This is a genomic window from Acinetobacter sp. CAU_H_60, from assembly GCF_058599385.1.
In genome coordinates this window covers 2,365,205-2,383,019 of the sequence record NZ_CM178653.1, presented here as the reverse complement: position 1 = coordinate 2,383,019, position 17,815 = coordinate 2,365,205, and the positions used below count along the sequence as shown (strand labels likewise).

15 protein-coding genes are annotated in these 17,815 nt (G+C 45.8%); 14 read left to right on the top strand and 1 reads right to left on the bottom strand.

What is annotated here, in order from left to right; all coding sequences use genetic code 11:
• The first annotated feature begins 37 nt into the window (after positions 1 to 37).
• Complete coding sequence (bfmS, locus tag AC4MBN_RS11205; RefSeq protein WP_491880220.1) at positions 38 to 1,714, top strand: sensor histidine kinase BfmS; 1,677 nt, start codon at positions 38 to 40, stop codon at positions 1,712 to 1,714.
• 61 nt (positions 1,715 to 1,775) lie between these two features.
• Here the strand turns inward: bfmS and AC4MBN_RS11200 are convergent, their stop codons facing one another.
• Complete coding sequence (locus AC4MBN_RS11200) at positions 1,776 to 2,132, bottom strand: hypothetical protein (protein ID WP_004785094.1); 357 nt, start codon at positions 2,130 to 2,132, stop codon at positions 1,776 to 1,778.
• Positions 2,133 to 2,707: 575 nt separating this feature from the next.
• Here AC4MBN_RS11200 and ndhC point away from each other — a divergent pair.
• The 13 genes from ndhC to nuoN all read left to right on the top strand — a co-directional run bounded on the left by ndhC (position 2,708) and on the right by nuoN (position 17,810).
• On the top strand, positions 2,708 to 3,253 hold the full coding sequence (gene ndhC, locus AC4MBN_RS11195) for an NADH-quinone oxidoreductase subunit A (RefSeq protein WP_004785092.1): 546 nt from the start codon (positions 2,708 to 2,710) through the stop codon (positions 3,251 to 3,253).
• Positions 3,254 to 3,259: 6 nt separating this feature from the next.
• Positions 3,260 to 3,940: a NuoB/complex I 20 kDa subunit family protein gene (locus AC4MBN_RS11190; RefSeq protein ID WP_004785090.1), complete on the top strand. Its 681-nt coding sequence runs from the start codon at positions 3,260 to 3,262 to the stop codon at positions 3,938 to 3,940.
• A 90-nt stretch (positions 3,941 to 4,030) separates the two neighbouring features.
• The gene (nuoC, locus tag AC4MBN_RS11185; protein WP_419364630.1) at positions 4,031 to 5,818 is read left to right on the top strand and encodes an NADH-quinone oxidoreductase subunit C/D; all 1,788 of its coding nucleotides are present in this window, start codon (positions 4,031 to 4,033) and stop codon (positions 5,816 to 5,818) included.
• Between the two features lie 14 nt (positions 5,819 to 5,832).
• On the top strand, positions 5,833 to 6,342 hold the full coding sequence (gene nuoE / locus AC4MBN_RS11180) for an NADH-quinone oxidoreductase subunit NuoE (protein ID WP_004785086.1): 510 nt from the start codon (positions 5,833 to 5,835) through the stop codon (positions 6,340 to 6,342).
• Complete coding sequence (gene nuoF, locus AC4MBN_RS11175) at positions 6,339 to 7,670, top strand: NADH-quinone oxidoreductase subunit NuoF (protein WP_004785084.1); 1,332 nt, start codon at positions 6,339 to 6,341, stop codon at positions 7,668 to 7,670. The genes nuoE and nuoF overlap by 4 nt, the downstream gene beginning before the upstream one ends.
• Positions 7,671 to 7,681: 11 nt before the next feature.
• The gene (gene nuoG / locus AC4MBN_RS11170) at positions 7,682 to 10,360 is read left to right on the top strand and encodes an NADH-quinone oxidoreductase subunit NuoG (RefSeq protein ID WP_491880219.1); all 2,679 of its coding nucleotides are present in this window, start codon (positions 7,682 to 7,684) and stop codon (positions 10,358 to 10,360) included.
• 3 nt (positions 10,361 to 10,363) lie between these two features.
• Complete coding sequence (gene nuoH / locus AC4MBN_RS11165; RefSeq protein ID WP_004785081.1) at positions 10,364 to 11,374, top strand: NADH-quinone oxidoreductase subunit NuoH; 1,011 nt, start codon at positions 10,364 to 10,366, stop codon at positions 11,372 to 11,374.
• 18 nt (positions 11,375 to 11,392) lie between these two features.
• On the top strand, positions 11,393 to 11,935 hold the full coding sequence (gene nuoI / locus AC4MBN_RS11160; protein WP_004785079.1) for an NADH-quinone oxidoreductase subunit NuoI: 543 nt from the start codon (positions 11,393 to 11,395) through the stop codon (positions 11,933 to 11,935).
• Positions 11,935 to 12,453, top strand: a complete 519-nt coding sequence (gene nuoJ, locus AC4MBN_RS11155) for an NADH-quinone oxidoreductase subunit J (protein WP_491880959.1) — start codon at positions 11,935 to 11,937, stop codon at positions 12,451 to 12,453. Before nuoI ends, nuoJ begins: the two co-directional genes overlap by 1 nt.
• On the top strand, positions 12,453 to 12,761 hold the full coding sequence (nuoK, locus tag AC4MBN_RS11150) for an NADH-quinone oxidoreductase subunit NuoK (RefSeq protein WP_004280769.1): 309 nt from the start codon (positions 12,453 to 12,455) through the stop codon (positions 12,759 to 12,761). The genes nuoJ and nuoK overlap by 1 nt, the downstream gene beginning before the upstream one ends.
• On the top strand, positions 12,758 to 14,647 hold the full coding sequence (nuoL, locus tag AC4MBN_RS11145) for an NADH-quinone oxidoreductase subunit L (protein ID WP_180105232.1): 1,890 nt from the start codon (positions 12,758 to 12,760) through the stop codon (positions 14,645 to 14,647). The genes nuoK and nuoL overlap by 4 nt, the downstream gene beginning before the upstream one ends.
• A 1-nt stretch (position 14,648) precedes the next feature.
• Complete coding sequence (nuoM, locus tag AC4MBN_RS11140; protein WP_004785072.1) at positions 14,649 to 16,262, top strand: NADH-quinone oxidoreductase subunit M; 1,614 nt, start codon at positions 14,649 to 14,651, stop codon at positions 16,260 to 16,262.
• Between the two features lie 3 nt (positions 16,263 to 16,265).
• The gene (gene nuoN / locus AC4MBN_RS11135; protein WP_004785070.1) at positions 16,266 to 17,810 is read left to right on the top strand and encodes an NADH-quinone oxidoreductase subunit NuoN; all 1,545 of its coding nucleotides are present in this window, start codon (positions 16,266 to 16,268) and stop codon (positions 17,808 to 17,810) included.
• Positions 17,811 to 17,815: the final 5 nt, after the last annotated feature.

Sequence of the window (17,815 nt, the reverse complement as noted above, 5' to 3'; positions counted from 1 at the left end):
TGCCTTTAGCCGCCTGAATAAACAGGATAATTAATAGGTGTTTAAACACAGTATATTTTTGCGGATATACGCAGGCCTGGTCATGCTTGTGGTCCTGGTGGCAGTATTCAGCTATCTGCTGGTACAGATCATCAACTACCAGCGTGCGCAGGAATATCGTGAATCCCTGACTGATGGTATGGCATATATCATCAGTGAGGGGGTTGCGAGACAGCCTAATCTGCAGCAAAAGATGGATTGGGTTTCAGATGCGTCTGATCTGTTGGAATTGCCAATCTACTATGTCGAAGCCAGTAAAATGGATATTACCCGAGCGGAAGGTCGACGTCTGGCTGACCGTAAGGCAGTCGTGCGTTGGGATGCCAAAACCGGGGTAGCTTATATTGTCATTGGGCTACGCGATGATCCAAGTCATTATCTTTATATTAAGGCGGATAATATTACTGAACGCCAGATGAAGGCTTTACCGGTCTTTATTCTGGACTATCTGGTGTACTACCCAGGTCAGGAAAAAGAATACCTGAAGCGAATTCAGGATTATTTCTCTTATCCAATCTCGATTGAAAATGTCCAGAGCCTGCCACTAGATTCCGAGCAGATCGGACGTTTGCGTCTAGATCACAGCATTATTCTATATCGTGATAGTGCCTCAATTCGCGGTACTACAATTTCAATCATTTCTCCTATTCCTAGCTCGACGTCTGAAGTGCTGGTCATGGGGCCAGTGCCGTTATTTAACTGGATGCCATTCCAGTTAGCTGCCGGGATTACCTTGCTCAGCCTGTTTGTCTTAAGTCTGGGGATTTATGGTCTGCTGGTGCCAATGCAGCGTAAACTGCGTGAAGTGAGCTATGCCCTGAACAAGATGAAAACCGGGAACATGTCATTGCGTCTTCCGGTAGAAGGTAGTGATGAGATGGCGACGCTGGCTTCCAGCTATAATAATATGTCGGATCATATTCAGCGTCTGATTGAAGCGCAGCGTGAATTGATGCGTGCGGTATCGCATGAGCTGCGTACACCTGTTGCCCGTATCCGTTTTGCAGTGGAAATGATGGCAGATGAAGACGACTATGATTACCGCTTGCAGCAGGTTGAGCAGATTGACAAGGATATTGAAGCCTTAAATACTTTGATTGATGAAATCATGACTTATGCCAAACTGGAACAAGGCATGCCTTCAATTGAATTTGAAGATATTGATCTGTTTGAAGTGCTGGATCAGGTGGCAGTCGAAACCGATGCTTTAAAAACAGGCAAAGAAGTCGAAGTGCTGCCTATGCCAGTACCTGTAATCGTAGAGGCTGAACGACGTTACCTGCATCGTGTGGTGCAAAATCTGGTAGGGAATGCAGTACGCTACTGTGAGCAGAAAATCCTGATCAGTGGCGGACTAGACGCTAAGGGTATGGCGTATATCTGTGTAGAAGATGATGGTCCGGGGGTTCCGGAAGCTGACCGTGCCCGTATCTTTGAAGCTTTTGCCCGACTGGATGATAGTCGTACCCGTGCTTCAGGGGGTTATGGTTTGGGCTTGTCTATTGTTAGCCGGATTGCTTACTGGTTTGGTGGAGAGATTCATGTCGATCAAAGTCCGACACTGGGTGGTGCACGCTTTATCATGATTTGGCCAGCCAGCCGTTACGGTAAAAAAATCAAGAAAAAACCAATCGAAAAACTGGAAAAAGCTGAAGTGTCAGATCAATCAGAATAAGAGTTTAGGTGAGAAAAAACGATACATAGGTATCGTTTTTTTTATGGCTATTTAAAGGGGATTATTCATGGATGGTAGCATCCGGTTCAATCAGTGGTTTGCCTTCTTTCAGACTGTTTAAGGCATCAGAATTGAAGTTGATCAGCAGCTTGTTGTTTTTAACGTCTACCTGATAGCTTTGGATTAGCTTCTGGTCACCAGATAAGGTTTCAAGCTTGTACTCATCGGCAATATTCATAATACCGTCTAGGTTAATGCTGGAAGAGGCATAGTCTGTCTGGAAAAGTTTATGAATATCCCCTAAGTCAAAGATTGCATTGCTGGCATCCTGATGTTTTTGGATATAGCTTTCTACATGTCGCATCAATAATTGAGCAAAGAAAAAATAATCGGGTTTATGGGTAAATCGTAGAGACATGCATGGACTCCTTATTGTTACTTTATAAATGTCATAGTGTGTTTAAAAATAGAAATATCATAATCTGAATCAAACTGTTGGACGTGTTGCAAAAATACACAATTGCTCTTTTAAGGCTTACCGAGAGCGGGTAGAAAAGGTCGGCTTCTAATTGAATGACAACATTCATGTTAAACATCTTTTAAAAACACACTGATTTTTTCGGAGTATTATGCAAAGGTGAAATGTTTTTGATTGATTCTTTATAAGTTTCTTTTCATGGGGTGGGTAGCCAGACACTGTAAAAGGAGTGAGGCCTAATTAAGCAAAGCTTTAAAAGTCTATCCGGGTTTAGAAAAAAATAATGGAAATTTAAACTTTAATTTAAAAAAACGATTGGTTGAGATTCTTTGAGCTTAAAGCCAGAATAAAATTAGGAATGTCTAAAAAATCATCCAAAAGACTAAGGCTTATAAACTAGCAAGTGAAATCCAAAATCAGGTACAATTGGCGGGATTAATTTTGTGTTTGGTGTATTTGAAGGCCAATACATACATTCTTTGTTAATAAATCGGCCTGCCAGGAGTTATCCCCGCATGAGTGCCATTACTCCATACGAATGGGCAATTATTGCCTTCGTGATCGGCGTTACATTTTTATGCGTCTTTATGCTCACTGTCCCATTACTCCTCGGGGGTAAATCATGGGGCCGTGCCAAGCAGGAGCAGTTTGAGTCAGGCGTAGTCAGCGCAGGTGGAGCTCGTATCCGCTTGTCTGCGAAATTCTATTTAGTTGCAATTTTCTTTGTAGTCTTCGACCTCGAAGCACTTTACCTGTATGCATGGGCATCTTCTGTTCGTGAAGTAGGTTGGATTGGTTTTGCAACTGCAGCTATCTTTATTTTGGTTTTACTTGTTGGTTTAGTTTACGAATTATCGACAGGCGCACTGAACTGGGCACCTTCAGACAGACGTAAAGCAGCAGGATACAAAGCTAAAATTGGTTCGCCAAATATGGATCTTGCAGAAATTACGCGCTTCAACTCTGTTGAAGAATTGGTTATGGATCCAACTGGTCAAATCCCAGCTCAATCATCTGGTCTTGTGAAAAAATCACAAGTTCAACCCTCTGATAAGGAGTAACTCGGGATGAAATATACATTAACCCGTGCGAATCCGAATGCTGATGAATATCCACTTCAAGAGCGTATTGTTGTAGAAGATCCGCTTCTAGAAGAAGAAGTGAATAAAAATGTGTTCATGACTCGCCTAGAGGATGTAATGCACACAGCAGTGAACTGGGGTCGTAAGAACTCAGTTTGGCCATTTAACTTTGGTACATCTTGCTGCTACGTTGAATATGCAACGACTTTGACCGGTGTACATGACTTGTCACGTTTCGGTGCCGAAGTTATCCGTGCTTCACCGCGTCAGGCAGACTTGATGATCGTAGCAGGTACATGCTTCGTGAAAATGGCTCCGGTAATTCAACGTCTGTATGAACAGATGCTTGAACCGAAATGGGTTATTTCAATGGGTGCGTGTGCAAACTCAGGTGGTATGTACGATATTTATTCAGTCGTACAAGGTGTGGACAAGATTATTCCGGTAGATGTATACGTTCCGGGCTGCCCACCACGTCCTGAAGCATTGATCCAGGCATTAATGCTGTTACAAGACCAAATTCAATTAGAGCGTCGTCCGCTGTCTGCGGTAATCGGTGATGATCTTAAGCCAGTGTATAAGCCAAAGATGATGCCGGAACGTGACCGTAAGAAAGACCAGCGTGTGGCTGTGAAGAACTTACGCTCTATGGATGAAATTAAATAATTTAAACGACCGGTTTTTTGTTGTGCACCCGCTATGGGTGTAGTTGTCGTTTAGGTTGACTGAATTTGTATTAAATAGGAAGCCAAGCCAATGGCTGAAACTGACATTGCTATGCCAGAATCAACAGCAGTTGATTCACGCCCAGCATTTGCCATCATTGAAGAGCTCAAAACCAAGTTTGGTGAGAACTTCTTTGTGCAAACGACTTTCGAGGATTTCCCGACAGTTTGGGTTGAGCGCGCACGTGTACAAGAAGTATTGATGTTCTTGCGTACCGTGCCACGTCCATACGTGATGCTATTCGACTTGTCTGCAGTAGATGAGCGTTTACGTACGCACCGTGACGGTTTGCCTGCGTCAGAATTCACAGTGTTCTATCATTTATTATCTTTAGAGCGTAACTGTGACATTCGTATTAAAGTTGCATTAAGTGACAGCGATCTGAATATTCCGACCGCAACGAATATCTGGCCAAATGCGAACTGGTATGAGCGTGAAGCTTATGACATGTTCGGCATCAATTTCGAAGGGCATCCAATGCTCCGTCGTATCTTGTTGCCAACCTACTGGGAAGGTCACCCGCTACGTAAAGAATATTCTGCACGTGCGACTGAATATACCCCGTATATCCAAGACAAAGCCAAGCAGGACTTTGAACAGGAACATCTACGTTTCGTGCCAGAAGACTGGGGTCTGAAGCGCGGTAATGCAGATGAAGATTTCATGTTCCTGAACCTGGGTCCGAACCATCCATCTGCGCATGGTGCTTTCCGTGTGATCTTGCAGCTGGACGGTGAAGAAGTTAAAGACTGTGTGCCTGACATCGGTTATCACCACCGTGGTGTGGAAAAGATGGCTGAACGTCAAACCTGGCATTCATTCATTCCATATACAGACCGTGTCGACTACCTCGGTGGCTGTGCACAGAACATGCCTTATGTGATGGGCGTGGAACAAATGGCGGGTATTACTGTACCTGACCGTGCCCAGTGTATCCGTGTCATGATGTCGGAACTGTTCCGTATCAATAACCACTTGCTGTACATCGGTACTGCGATTCAGGATGCCGGCGGTATGACCCCAGTATTCTATATGTTCGCTGACCGTCAGAAAGTGTATGACATTGTGGAAGCGATCACCGGTTACCGTATGCATCCAGCATGGTTCCGTATCGGTGGTACTGCACATGACTTGCCAAACGGTTGGGAAAAACTGGTTCGAGACTTGCTCGACTGGATGCCTAAGCGTTTGAACGAATACTATACTGCAGCACTGAAAAACTCTGTATTTGTGGGTCGTACCCGTAATGTGGCTCAATACGATGCGAAATCTGCATTGGCATGGGGTGTAACAGGTACTGGTCTGCGTGCGACAGGTATCGACTTTGATGTTCGTAAATACCGTCCATACAGTGGTTATGAAAACTATGACTTCGAAGTGCCAGTTGAGTACGAAGGCGATGCATATGCTCGTGTGATTGTTCACTTCCGTGAAATCGAACAGTCACTGAAAATCATTAAGCAGTGTCTAGAGAATATGCCATCTGGTGCGTACAAAGCAGACCATCCACTGGCTGTTCCACCACCAAAAGACAAAACATTACAAGATATTGAAACCTTGATTACGCACTTCTTGAGCGTTTCTTGGGGTCCTGTAATGCCTGCAGGTGAATCATCTGTGATGGCAGAAGTGGTGAAAGGTGCGTCGACTTATTATCTGACTTCAGACAAGTCAACCATGAGTTACCGTACCCGTATTCGTACACCAACTTTCACGCATTTACAGCAAATGCCTTCTGTGATTAACGGCAGTCTTGTATCTGACTTAATCATTTATTTAGCGACAATCGACGTCGTAATGGCTGACGTGGATCGCTAAGGGGTAAACGCATTATGATGATTTTGACTGATAAAAAGCCACGTGTGAATGTTGAAGGGATTTTGACTTCGGAAGAAATCCATGAAATTGAACATCACATTGGGCATTACCCGTACCCACGTGCAGCGTGTCTTGATGCGCTGAAGTGTGTACAACGCCGTAATGGCTGGGTAGACGATGCTCAAATGAATGCCATCGCGCAAATGCTCAGCATGAGCCTTGCCGATTTGGAAGGGGTTGCAACGTTCTATAACCGTATTTACCGTCAGCCAGTGGGTCGTCACGTAATTTTACTGTGTGACTCTATTGCATGTTTCTTGATGGGTGCGGAGACTTTAGCAGAAGCATTCCAGCGTGAATTGGGTATCCAGTTCGGCCAAACCACAGCGGATGGCCGTTTTACCTTGCTTCCAATTTGCTGCCTAGGTAACTGTGACAAAGGTCCAACCCTCATGATTGATGAAGACACTCACGGTCTCGTGGAAGTGACATCAATTAAACAGTTATTGGAGAAGTATGTATGAATACCGAACCAAAACCAATTTATGGCGACGGTAACCCGGAAACGCATCCACTGACTTGGCGTCTAAGCAAACAGGCGAATGTCCGTCACGTTGATGACTACGAAGCGCTTGAAGGCTATGCAGGCTTTAAAAAAGCCCTGTCTATGACACCGAAAGAAGTGCTGGAAGTTGTAAAAGCTGCAACCGTAAAAGGTCGTGGTGGTGCAGGCTTCCCGGCAGGGATCAAATGGTCGCTGATGGCACCAAATGACAATTCAGGTCCACGTTACCTGATTTGTAATGCCGATGAGATGGAACCAGGTACCTTCAAAGACCGTCTGTTGATGGAAGATCTTCCTCACCAGTTGATCGAAGGTATGCTGATTGCAGCTTATACCCTTGAAGCAACTCAAGGTTATATCTTCATCCGTGGTGAATACATCGAAGCAGCGAAGTACCTGAACGAAGCACTTGAACAGGTTCGTGCTAAAGGTTATCTAGGTGACAATATCCTGGATTCTGGCTGGAGCTTCGAGTTACACGTACATACCGGTGCGGGTCGTTATATCTGTGGTGAAGAAACTGCATTGATTAACTCGCTTGAAGGTCGCCGTGCAAACCCGCGTACCAAACCGCCATTCCCGCAGGTTGCAGGTGCTTGGGGTCGTCCTACGATCGTGAACAACGTAGAGACCTACAACAACTTGCCAGCCATCATGTTGCGTGGTCCAGAATGGTACATCGGTTTGTCTGCAGGCAAATCGAAAGATCCGGGCACAAAAATTTATGGTGCTTCAGGTAAGGTGAAATTCCCGGGTCTATGGGAACTGCCATTCGGTACCACTGCACGTGAAGTGATTGAAGAACATGCCGGTGGTATGCGTGACGGCCTGAAGCTGAAAGCATGGTTACCCGGTGGTGCATCAACTGACTTCCTGGCTGCTGAGCATATCGATCTTCCGATGGATGCGGAAAGCATCATGAAAGCAGGTTCACGTTTAGGTACCTGTCTATTGATGGTGGTTGATGAAACCCAATGTATGGTTTCAGCGACTCGTAATCTCGAAGAATTCTTTGCGCGTGAATCATGTGGTTGGTGTACACCTTGCCGTGATGGCTTACCTTGGGCGGTAAAAGCGCTTAAAGCACTTGAAGATGGTACTGGCAAGAAAGAAGATATCGATCACTTACAAGAACTGACTCGTAAGCTTTGGATTGGTAAAACTTTCTGTGCTCACGCACCAGGTGCTATGGAACCGTTAATGGGCGCACTCAAACATTTCCGTGGCGAATTTGAAGCGAAAGTCGTAAATGCTGCCGCTCAAACCCGCAACGTAGAACAAGCTTAAGGAATTCGACTATGGCTACAATTCATGTCGATGGAAAATCGTATGAAGTCAACGGCTCGGAAAACTTGCTGCAAGCATGTTTGAGTCTTGGCATCGACATCCCATACTTTTGTTGGCATCCATCCTTAGGTTCTGTCGGTTCTTGCCGTCAATGTGCTGTGACTCAATACGCGAATCCAGAAGATACGCGTGGTCGTTTGGTCATGTCATGTATGACACCGGCTGCTGACAATACCTACATCTCGATTGAAGACAAAGAAGCGAAAGATTTCCGTGCTTCTGTTGTTGAATTCTTGATGACCAATCACCCGCACGACTGTCCAGTCTGTGAAGAGGGTGGCCACTGTCACCTGCAAGATATGACAGTAATGACTCAACACGACCGTCGTCGTTACCGTTTCACCAAGCGTACGCATTACAACCAAGAACTTGGTTCGTTTATTGCGCACGAGATGAACCGTTGTATCGCATGTTACCGTTGTGTTCGTTATTACAAAGACTATGCAGGCGGTACAGATTTCGGTGTATATGCAAACGCTTCTCGCGTTTATTTCGGTCGTCCAGAATCAGGCACATTAGAGTCTGAATTCTCAGGTAACTTGACTGAAGTATGTCCAACAGGTGTATTCACTGACAAAACTCACTCAGAACGTTATAACCGTAAATGGGACATGCAGTATGCGCCAAGCGTATGCCAAGGCTGTTCTTCAGGTTGTAACATTTCTCCGGGTGAACGTTATGGCGAACTTCGTCGTGTCGAAAACCGTTTCAACGGTGAAGTGAACCAATACTTCCTATGTGATAAAGGTCGTTTCGGTACCGGTTATGTGAACCGTAAAGACCGTCCTCGTCAGCCACAGTTCCGTACTGGTACAAATGTAGAAACAGTTTCTGTTGATACAGCATTGGATACCGTAATTGCGAAAATCCAGGGCAAAAATGTACTGGGGATCGGTTCACCACGTGCATCACTTGAAGCTAACTTCGCATTACGTGAATTAGTTGGTCAAGACAACTACTCAACCGGTATGGCTCAAAAAGAGCAAAATCTGGTTGAACTGGCTGCATCGATTATGCAAACCGAGGGTGTTTATAACCCGAACATGCGTGAGATCGAAAGCTATGATGCGGTACTGATTCTGGGTGAAGACCTGACTCAAACTGCGCCACGTATGGCTTTATCTGTTCGCCAAGCTGCGAAAAATAAAGGCAAGGAAATGGCTGCAGAGCGCCGTACGCAAGAATGGCTGGCTGAACCTGTACAACGTATTGCCCAAGATGCGAAATCTCCGATTTACATTCTGGCTGCAACACAAACACGTTTGTCTGACGTTGCGGAAGGTGAAGTGGTTGCTTCTCCAAACGATATCGCACGTTTAGGCTTCGCGATTGCTGCGGGCGTGAAAGGTGAAGTCATCACTGGTATTGATGACGATGCCAAAGCATTTGCACAAACCATTGCAGATACGCTGAAAGCTGCGAAGAAACCACTGATCATCTCTGGTACAAGCCTACAAGACGCAACCATCATGGAAGCTGCTGCACAAGTCGCACAAAACCTGGGTAATGCGGGCTTGACCTTGACTGTTCCTGAAGTGAACTCAATGGGTCTGGCAATCTTCGGTGGTCAAAGCCTTGAGCAAGCATTTGCACAAGACTATGACACTGTCGTAATTGTAGAAAACGATCTATATCGTCGTTTACCAGCAGCTCAGGTTGATGCTGCGCTTGCAGGCAAACAAGTGATCGTATTAGATCACTCTGAAACTGCGACTGTGAAGAAAGCTAACATCGTATTGTCTGCTGCTTCATTTGCTGAAGGTGATGGTACTGTCGTTTCTCAAGAAGGCCGTGCACAACGTTTCTACCAAGTGTATGACCCTAACTACTACAACCCAGAACTGGCAATCAAAGAATCTTGGCGCTGGTTACACGCACTGGAAACAGGCGTACAAGGCAAAGCGATTTCTTGGACTATACTGGATGATGTCATCGAGTCAGTAGCAAGCAACGTTCCTGCACTTGAAGGTATTCTGGATGTAGCACCAGATGCAGGCTTCCGTGTCCATGGTCTGAAAGTGGCACGTGAACCACGTCGTTATTCAGGTCGTACTTCGATGCGTGCGCCATTATCTGTACATGAGCCGAAACAGCCTACTGATAAAGACACTGCATTAACATTCTCTATGGAAGGTTATGTCGGTGATGAGACTCCATCTTCACTGGTACCATTTGCTTGGTCTGCAGGCTGGAACTCACCACAAGCCTGGAACAAATACCAGGATGAAGTGGGCGGTCACTTAAAAGGCGGTGATTCAGGCGTTCGTTTATTCGACCGTTTACCAAAACGTCCAGCGCGTAGCTTCGTTGCACCAGCACCTGTGCTTGTAAATGCTGAAAGCTTCCGTCTGGTACCAATGCATCACATCTTTGCATCTGGCGAGTTCACCATTAAAACTCCGGCAATGGAATCACGTATTCCTGACGCAGTATTTGCAGTGGGCGAACAGGATGCTACACGCTTGAACCTGCAAGACGGTCAGAAAATCACTGTGAAAGCAGGCGAGACTTCAATCGTTCTTCCTGTACAAGTGATTGAATACTTACCAACAGGTTATATTGGCTACCCAATTGGTCTTGCACCAACGGTATCTCTTGCAGAGCCTGTTTCAGTCGCGGTAGGAGCGTAATTCATGGAACAAGAATTAATCCGTCAAACGCCGCTGTGGGCTGAAAACTGGCCAATCGCCTATTCAGTACTTCAAGCGATCGTGATCTTACTGGTTGTAGTACTGATCGCTGCGTTGATGTCTTTTATTGAACGTCGTTTACTTGGCTTGTGGCAAGACCGTTACGGTCCGAACCGTGTAGGTCCGGGCGGTATGTTCCAGATTGTTGCCGACATGCTGAAAATCATGTTCAAGGAGGACTGGACACCAAAATTTGCTGATAAATTGACTTTCCGTATGGCTCCAGCAGTTGCGATGGCAACTGCGGTGCTGTCGTTCATGGTTATTCCTGTATCACCTTACTTAGGTGTTGCAGACATGAGTATCGGTCTGTTGTTCTTCATGGCAATGGCAGGTATTGCGGTATATGCAGTACTGTTTGGTGGTTGGTCTTCTAACAACAAATACGCATTGCTTGGTGGTCTACGTTCAGCAGCACAAACTATTTCTTATGAAGTGTTCCTGGGTATTTCCCTGATGGGTGTAGTGGCAATTGCCGGTTCATTCAACATGCGTGAAATCGTAGAAGCACAGAAAGATGTATGGTTTATCATTCCTCAGTTCTTAGGCTTCCTGATCTTCGTGGTTGCAGGTGTTGCGGTAACTCACCGTCACCCATTTGACCAACCAGAAGCGGAACAGGAACTGGCGGAAGGTTACCACGTAGAATATGGCGGTATGAAATGGGGTATGTTCTTCGTTGCGGAATACGTGAACGTAGTACTGATCTCTGCATTGATCGTAACCCTGTTCTTCGGTGGCTGGTTAGCACCATTTGGTCTTGATTTCCTTCCACCAGCATTCTGGTTCATTATTAAAACAGCATTCTTCGTAATGATGTTTGTATTGGCGCGTGGTTCTTTAATGCGTCCACGTTATGACCAGGTGATGAACTTTGGTTGGAAAATTTGCTTGCCATTGGCGTTGGTTAACCTTTTGGTGACTGGTGCTGTGATTCTGTTGAATCAGGCCTAAGACAGCAGGGAGAACAAAATGTTTAAATTTCTAGCTGGATTCGGGTCAATCGTTCGTACGTTGTTCATGGTATTTACCCATGCAACGCGCAAACGTGACACCATTTTATATCCGGAAGTGCCAGCCGAAGAAATCGTGCCACCACGTTTCCGTGGTCGTATCGTATTAACGCGTGACCCAGATGGCGAAGAGCGTTGTGTGGCATGTAACCTGTGTGCGGTTGCATGTCCGGTAGGCTGTATTTCATTACAAAAAGCAGAACGTGAAGATGGTCGTTGGTATCCGGAATTTTTCCGTATCAACTTCTCTCGCTGTATTTTCTGCGGTATGTGTGAAGAAGCATGTCCTACGACTGCGATTCAGATGACACCAGATTTCGAATTGGGCGAATATGTTCGTCAAGACTTAGTCTACGAAAAAGAACACTTGCTGATTTCTGGTCCTGGTAAATATCCTGACTATAACTTCTACCGTGTAACCGGTATGGCAGTTGCTGGTAAGGACAAAGGTCAGGCACAGCGTGAAAGTGCACCTGTTGATGTACGGAGTCTATTACCATGATGTGGCCATTTTATTTAATGGCCCTTGTGGCCATCGTCTCTACGGTTCGTGTGGTGACTAACACGAATCCGGTACATGCTTTATTAAGCCTGATCGTTTCGCTCCTTGCTGTAGCAGGGCTGTTCCTGATCGTGGGTGCACCATTTGCGGGTGCACTTGAAGTCATCGTTTATGCTGGCGCGATCATGGTGTTATTCGTGTTCGTGGTAATGATGCTGAACCTGGGCGAACAGACTGTTGCTCAGGAACGCAAATGGTTGACTTCATCGGCTTGGGCTTATCCGGCATTGATGAGCTTCCTGATTGGTCTGGTCCTGGTTTGGGTACTAAAATCAGATTACGTGCAGCCTTCAATGGTGATGGGCACAGAAATGGTCGGTCCTAAAGCGGTAGGTCAATCACTCTTTACGCAATACTTATTGTTGGTAGAAGTTGCCGCGATGTTATTGCTTGCATCACTTGTTGCAGCATTCCATTTGGGTAAACGTGAACCAGGTGCAGAAGAGGAACAACAATAATGGGCAACATCCCTTTAGAGCATGGTTTGATCGTTGCATCCATTCTTTTTGCACTGGGTTTTTACGGTGTAATGGTGCGACGCAACCTGCTATTCATTTTAATGAGCCTTGAAATCATGATGAATGCTGCTGCTTTGGCATTCGTCTTGGCGGGCAGTGCATGGGCACAGCCTGATGGTCAAATCATGTTTATCCTGATTCTGACCCTTGCTGCGGCAGAGGCATGTATCGGTCTTGCGATCGTCCTTCAGTTCTATCATCGCTTCCATCATCTGGATGTGGATGCTGCTAGTGAGATGCGCGGATGAGTTATTTATATCTAACAATTTTATTCCCGCTCATTGGCTTCGTCCTTTTAGCGGCAGGGCGTCATAAGCTTCCTGAAACAGTTGCAGCCATTATTGGTGTAGGGGCTGTGGGGTTATCGGCATTGTTTGCACTCATTGCGGGTATGGACTTTGTCAACAATGGTTCTACCGCAGTAGTACAACCTCTTTGGACCTGGTTCAATGTCGGTGGTTTTGCACCGGGCATCAGCCTGCACCTGGACGGTTTGTCTCTGTTGATGCTGGGCATGGTGACAGGCGTTGGTTTCCTGATCCACATCTTTGCATCATGGTACATGCGCGGTGAACAAGACTTCGCACGTTTCTTCTCTTACTTCAACCTGTTCGTTGCAAGCATGTTATTGCTGGTACTGGGTGACAACCTGGCGTTGTTATTCCTGGGTTGGGAAGGTGTAGGTCTGTGTTCTTATCTGCTGATTGGTTATTACTACCAAAATCCTGCAAACGGTGTGGCAGCGATCAAGGCATTTACCGTTACCCGTATTGGTGACGTATTCCTGCTGATTGCCATGTTCTTGCTGTTCCAGCAATTCGGTACGCTGAATACTCAGTACATCGTTGAAAATGCTGCGACTGTGATGACTCAAAGTTCATCATTGACTATCTGGACTGCGTTAATGCTGTTCCTGGGTGCTGCTGGTAAATCTGCGCAGATTCCACTGCAAACCTGGTTGGCAGATGCGATGGCAGGTCCTACACCTGTTTCTGCATTGATCCACGCTGCAACAATGGTAACAGCGGGTGTTTACCTGTGCTGCCGTCTGTTCACAGTATTTGAACTTGCGCCTGAAGTAATGATGTTCATCTCGATTACTGGTGCAGTGACATTACTGGTAGCTGGTTTTGCTGCATTGGTACAAACAGACATCAAACGTATTCTGGCTTACTCAACTATGAGTCAGTTGGGCTATATGTTTATGGCTGTAGGTGCTGAAGCATACCAGGCGGGTCTGTTCCACATGCTGACTCACGCATTCTTCAAGGCATTATTATTCTTGTCTTCTGGTGCAGTGATTCTGGCTTACCACCACGAACAAAACATCTTCAAGATGGGCGGTCTGTTCTACAAGAACAAATTCCTGTTTGCATGTTTCGCCATTGGTGGCGGTGCATTGGCTGCAATTCCATTCATCACTGTGGGCTTCTTCTCAAAAGATGCAATCCTGGGTGCGGTATGGGTACAAGGCCAATCAATCGCAGTTTACAGCACACTTTACTGGGTGGGTGTAATCGGTGCGTTCCTGACTTCGATCTATACATTCCGTCTGATCTGGGTTGTATTCTTCGGTAAAGAAAACACACCTTACCACGCAATCAAGGGTGTAACTTACTGGGGACCATTGGCAATTCTTGCAGTACTTTCGACTTTCGTGGGTGCGGCATTGAAAGCGCCTGTAGAAAGCATTTTAAATGCGGCTAAACTTCCTGCATTTGAAATTCCGGAAGCACTTGAACATGGCATGCATACTGCAGAATACACAGCAGTAGGTATTGCACTGGTAGGTCTTGCAATTGGTGTGGTGCTGTTTGCTTTTGCTTACAATGCTGTGAAATCTTTTGCTAAAACTTCTCTGGGTGCGGGTCTTGCCAACATCTGCCGTAATGCACTTGGTTTCGACAAGCTGTATGACATCGTTTTTGTGAAGCCTTATTTGTTCTTCGCGAAACTGTTCGGTCGTGATCCGATTGATGGCTTCTGGCTGGTGCTGCCTGCACTGGTTAAAGGTGGTCATAGCTTTACTAGTTCGCGTCAAACAGGTTCACTGCGTGAATATGCATCTAGTATGGGGCTCGGTGTCGTTGTCCTACTGATGATCTTGCTCGTGATTCAGGTAGTGGGGAAATAAAATGGAAGCTCCAAACAATATTATTTTGCCGGCTCTGATCCTCATTCCGTTCATTGCAGGTTTTATTTGCTGGTTGGTCGATAAACTCGACCAACACCTTCCGCGTTATATCGCGCTGATTGGTATGTTAGTGACGCTGGTTTTAACCATCGTCCTTTGGCAGTCGGGTACTTATAACTATGAACTTGGCGGTGCGGCTCCTACGTGGGCAGCCGAGTTCAAATTGCCTTGGATTCAAACCCTAGGCATTAATATTCACCTTGCGGTGGATGGTTTATCTTTACTGATGGTTGGCTTGACTGCACTCCTTGGTGTGTTGGCAGTAGGCTGTTCATGGGGTGAGATTCAGAAAAACGTTGGTTTCTTCCACTTGAACCTGTTATGGTCTCTGGGTGGTGTAATCGGTGTATTCCTGGCGATTGACCTGTTCCTGTTCTTCTTCTTCTGGGAGATGATGCTGGTGCCGATCTACTTCCTGATCGCACTTTGGGGTCATAAAGGGGCAGAAGGCAAGTCACGTGTATATGCTGCAACCAAGTTCTTCATTTACACACAGGTGGCTGGTTTAGTCATGCTGATTGGTATCCTCGGTCTGGTAACTGTAGGCTACACCATGACTGGTCAAATCCGTTTCGACTACAACTACCTGATGGGTGTAGCGAACATGCTGGATACACAAGCGCCAGCAGTTGCTTACGCATTCATGATCTGTTTATTCATCGGTTTTGCGGTAAAACTTCCAGTTTTCCCATTACACGGCTGGTTACCAGATGCGCATGCACAAGCACCGACAGCGGGGTCTGTTGACCTTGCAGGTATCTTGATTAAGACAGCTGCTTACGGTCTGATCCGTTTCGTGATTCCATTCTTCCCGGCGGCTTCTGCACAGTTTGCAGACATCGCGATCATTTTCGGTTTAATCGGTATCTTCTACGGTGCTTGGTGTGCTTTCCAGCAAACCGATATGAAACGTTTACTTGCGTATACATCTATTTCACACATGGGCTTCGTTTTACTTGCGATTTATGCAGGTAACATCCTGACTTTCCAAGGTCTGATGATCATGATGCTGGCTCACGGTCTGTCATCTGCAGCTCTGTTCATTATGTGTGGTCAGGTGTACGAACGTGTTCATACACGTGATATGCGTTTGATGGGTGGTATTCGTGGTCAGTTCCCATACCTTGCATTCTTCCTGATGTTCTTCATCGCGGCGCTTGTCGGTATTCCAGGTCTAGGTAACTTCATTGGTGAGTTCCTGATCCTGATGGGTTCATTCGGTAAATTCCCAGCATTTACAATCCTCGCTGCAATCAGCCTGGTATTTGCGGGTCTGTACGGTTTGATTCTGATCCATAAAGCGTTGTTTGGTGTTCCAAACGAAGAGCAAAAACAGCACTACACAAATCCGTTAAAAGATTTAAATGCACGTGAAGTGGTAATTTTGCTGATCTGTGCATTTGGTCTAGCATGGCTTGGTCTATACCCACAAAGCTTCCTTGACGTTTCTAACTCAAGCATGGCGTGGTTAGCGAATAGCTACATTCCTGTGTCTGAAGCAGCTGATGCTGTGCAGCAAGCTGCCGTTTCAGCTGAAAATGTGGAGATCCAATAAGCCATGAACTTCACAATGTCTTTTTCTGAGCTTATGCCTCTAGCACCTGTGATGATCGTGTCATTGACTGCGATCGTCGTGATGTTGCTTACTGCAATTAAGCGTAACCATAACTTAGTTGCGACTACGACAGTCATCGGTCTAAACCTGGCGGCGTTGTACATTCTGTTCGTTCTGTTAGCGGGTCAATTTGCACCTGCCAATGTAATGAACCTGTTCCTCGTAGATCCGTTTACGATGCTATATCAGTTTGTGATTATTGTGGCTGCACTGGCGTGTAGTACCTTGTCACATGCTTATATTGAAACCTATAAAGATAATCGTGAAGAACTGTATATCCTGATGCTGACCTCCGTTGCCGGTGCGATGCTGATGGTGGCAAGTTCTCACTATGCCTCTTTCTTCATTAGTCTTGAGCTCATGTCGATCCCTGTATACGGCTTATTGGCGTATACACATCAGCGTTCTCAATCGCTTGAAGCAGGTGTGAAATATCTGGTGCTTTCAGCAACTGCATCTGCAATGTTGCTGATGGGTATGGCATATGTTTATGCATATACAGGTTCTCTAAGCTTTGTCGCTGAACCAGGCAAACTGTTGACTGCATTTAGTCAGCCTGCTGTGGTGATTGGTCTAGCACTGATTGTATTCGCTGTTGGCTTTAAACTGTCACTAGCTCCATTCCACAAATGGACACCAGATGTATACGCAGGTGCTCCAGCACCAGTTGCAACTTTCCTTGCAACTGTGTCTAAAGTGGCAATGTTGGGTCTGTTCGTACGTTATGTATTGTCTTCAGGCTTAATCTTGTCAGATAGCTTCGTCACCATCATCAGCGTGATTGCAGTACTTTCCATCATTGTAGGTAACTTGCTTGCAGTGAAACAGGTGAACTTGAAACGTATCTTGGCATACTCTTCAATTGCTCACTTCGGTTACGTACTGGTTGCAATCGTATCTGCACGTAATACTGACTTTTTACAGGTTCAAGGTTTCGCGACTTTCGAAAGTGTAAACGTCTATATCATCACTTATGTATTGACTACGATTGGTGCTTTCGGTGTGGTAACGCTGATGTCTAGTCCGTATAACAATACAGATGAAGCGGGTAGCCTGGCTGAGTACCGTGGTCTGTTCTGGCGTCGTCCAGTATTGACTGCTGTATTAACTGTGATGATGCTGTCTCTGGCAGGCATTCCATTAACAGCGGGCTTCATCGGTAAGTTCCTGGTAGTGAAAACTGCGGTAGCAGGCGAGTCTTGGTTCCTTGCTGCGATGGTTATCCTGGGTTCAGGTATCGGTCTGTACTACTACCTGCGTGTGATGGTTGTCATGTATATGACTCCACCAGAAACACCACGTCTTGACGCTGTAAATCACTGGGGTCAAAAAGTCGGCGGTATCATGGTATTGCTCGTTGCATTACTGGTACTGGTGATCGGTGTTTATCCGGATCCAATCATTGCACTGTCTCGCTATGCATTCTTCGCAATGTCGCCTGAATTACAACAGTTTATTTTCACTTTGGTTCAAAGTGGTTTTAACTAATTCAG

Coding starts and splice junctions, on each gene's coding strand:
- ndhC (WP_004785092.1), top strand. CDS start 2,708: ATGAGTGCCATTACTCCATACGAATGGGCAATTATTGCCTTCGTGATC.
- nuoG (WP_491880219.1), top strand. CDS start 7,682: ATGGCTACAATTCATGTCGATGGAAAATCGTATGAAGTCAACGGCTCG.
- AC4MBN_RS11200 (WP_004785094.1), bottom strand. CDS start 2,132: ATGTCTCTACGATTTACCCATAAACCCGATTATTTTTTCTTTGCTCAA.
- nuoJ (WP_491880959.1), top strand. CDS start 11,935: ATGTGGCCATTTTATTTAATGGCCCTTGTGGCCATCGTCTCTACGGTT.
- AC4MBN_RS11190 (WP_004785090.1), top strand. CDS start 3,260: ATGAAATATACATTAACCCGTGCGAATCCGAATGCTGATGAATATCCA.
- nuoI (WP_004785079.1), top strand. CDS start 11,393: ATGTTTAAATTTCTAGCTGGATTCGGGTCAATCGTTCGTACGTTGTTC.
- nuoE (WP_004785086.1), top strand. CDS start 5,833: ATGATGATTTTGACTGATAAAAAGCCACGTGTGAATGTTGAAGGGATT.
- nuoN (WP_004785070.1), top strand. CDS start 16,266: ATGAACTTCACAATGTCTTTTTCTGAGCTTATGCCTCTAGCACCTGTG.
- nuoH (WP_004785081.1), top strand. CDS start 10,364: ATGGAACAAGAATTAATCCGTCAAACGCCGCTGTGGGCTGAAAACTGG.
- nuoL (WP_180105232.1), top strand. CDS start 12,758: ATGAGTTATTTATATCTAACAATTTTATTCCCGCTCATTGGCTTCGTC.
- nuoC (WP_419364630.1), top strand. CDS start 4,031: ATGGCTGAAACTGACATTGCTATGCCAGAATCAACAGCAGTTGATTCA.
- nuoM (WP_004785072.1), top strand. CDS start 14,649: ATGGAAGCTCCAAACAATATTATTTTGCCGGCTCTGATCCTCATTCCG.
- nuoF (WP_004785084.1), top strand. CDS start 6,339: ATGAATACCGAACCAAAACCAATTTATGGCGACGGTAACCCGGAAACG.
- nuoK (WP_004280769.1), top strand. CDS start 12,453: ATGGGCAACATCCCTTTAGAGCATGGTTTGATCGTTGCATCCATTCTT.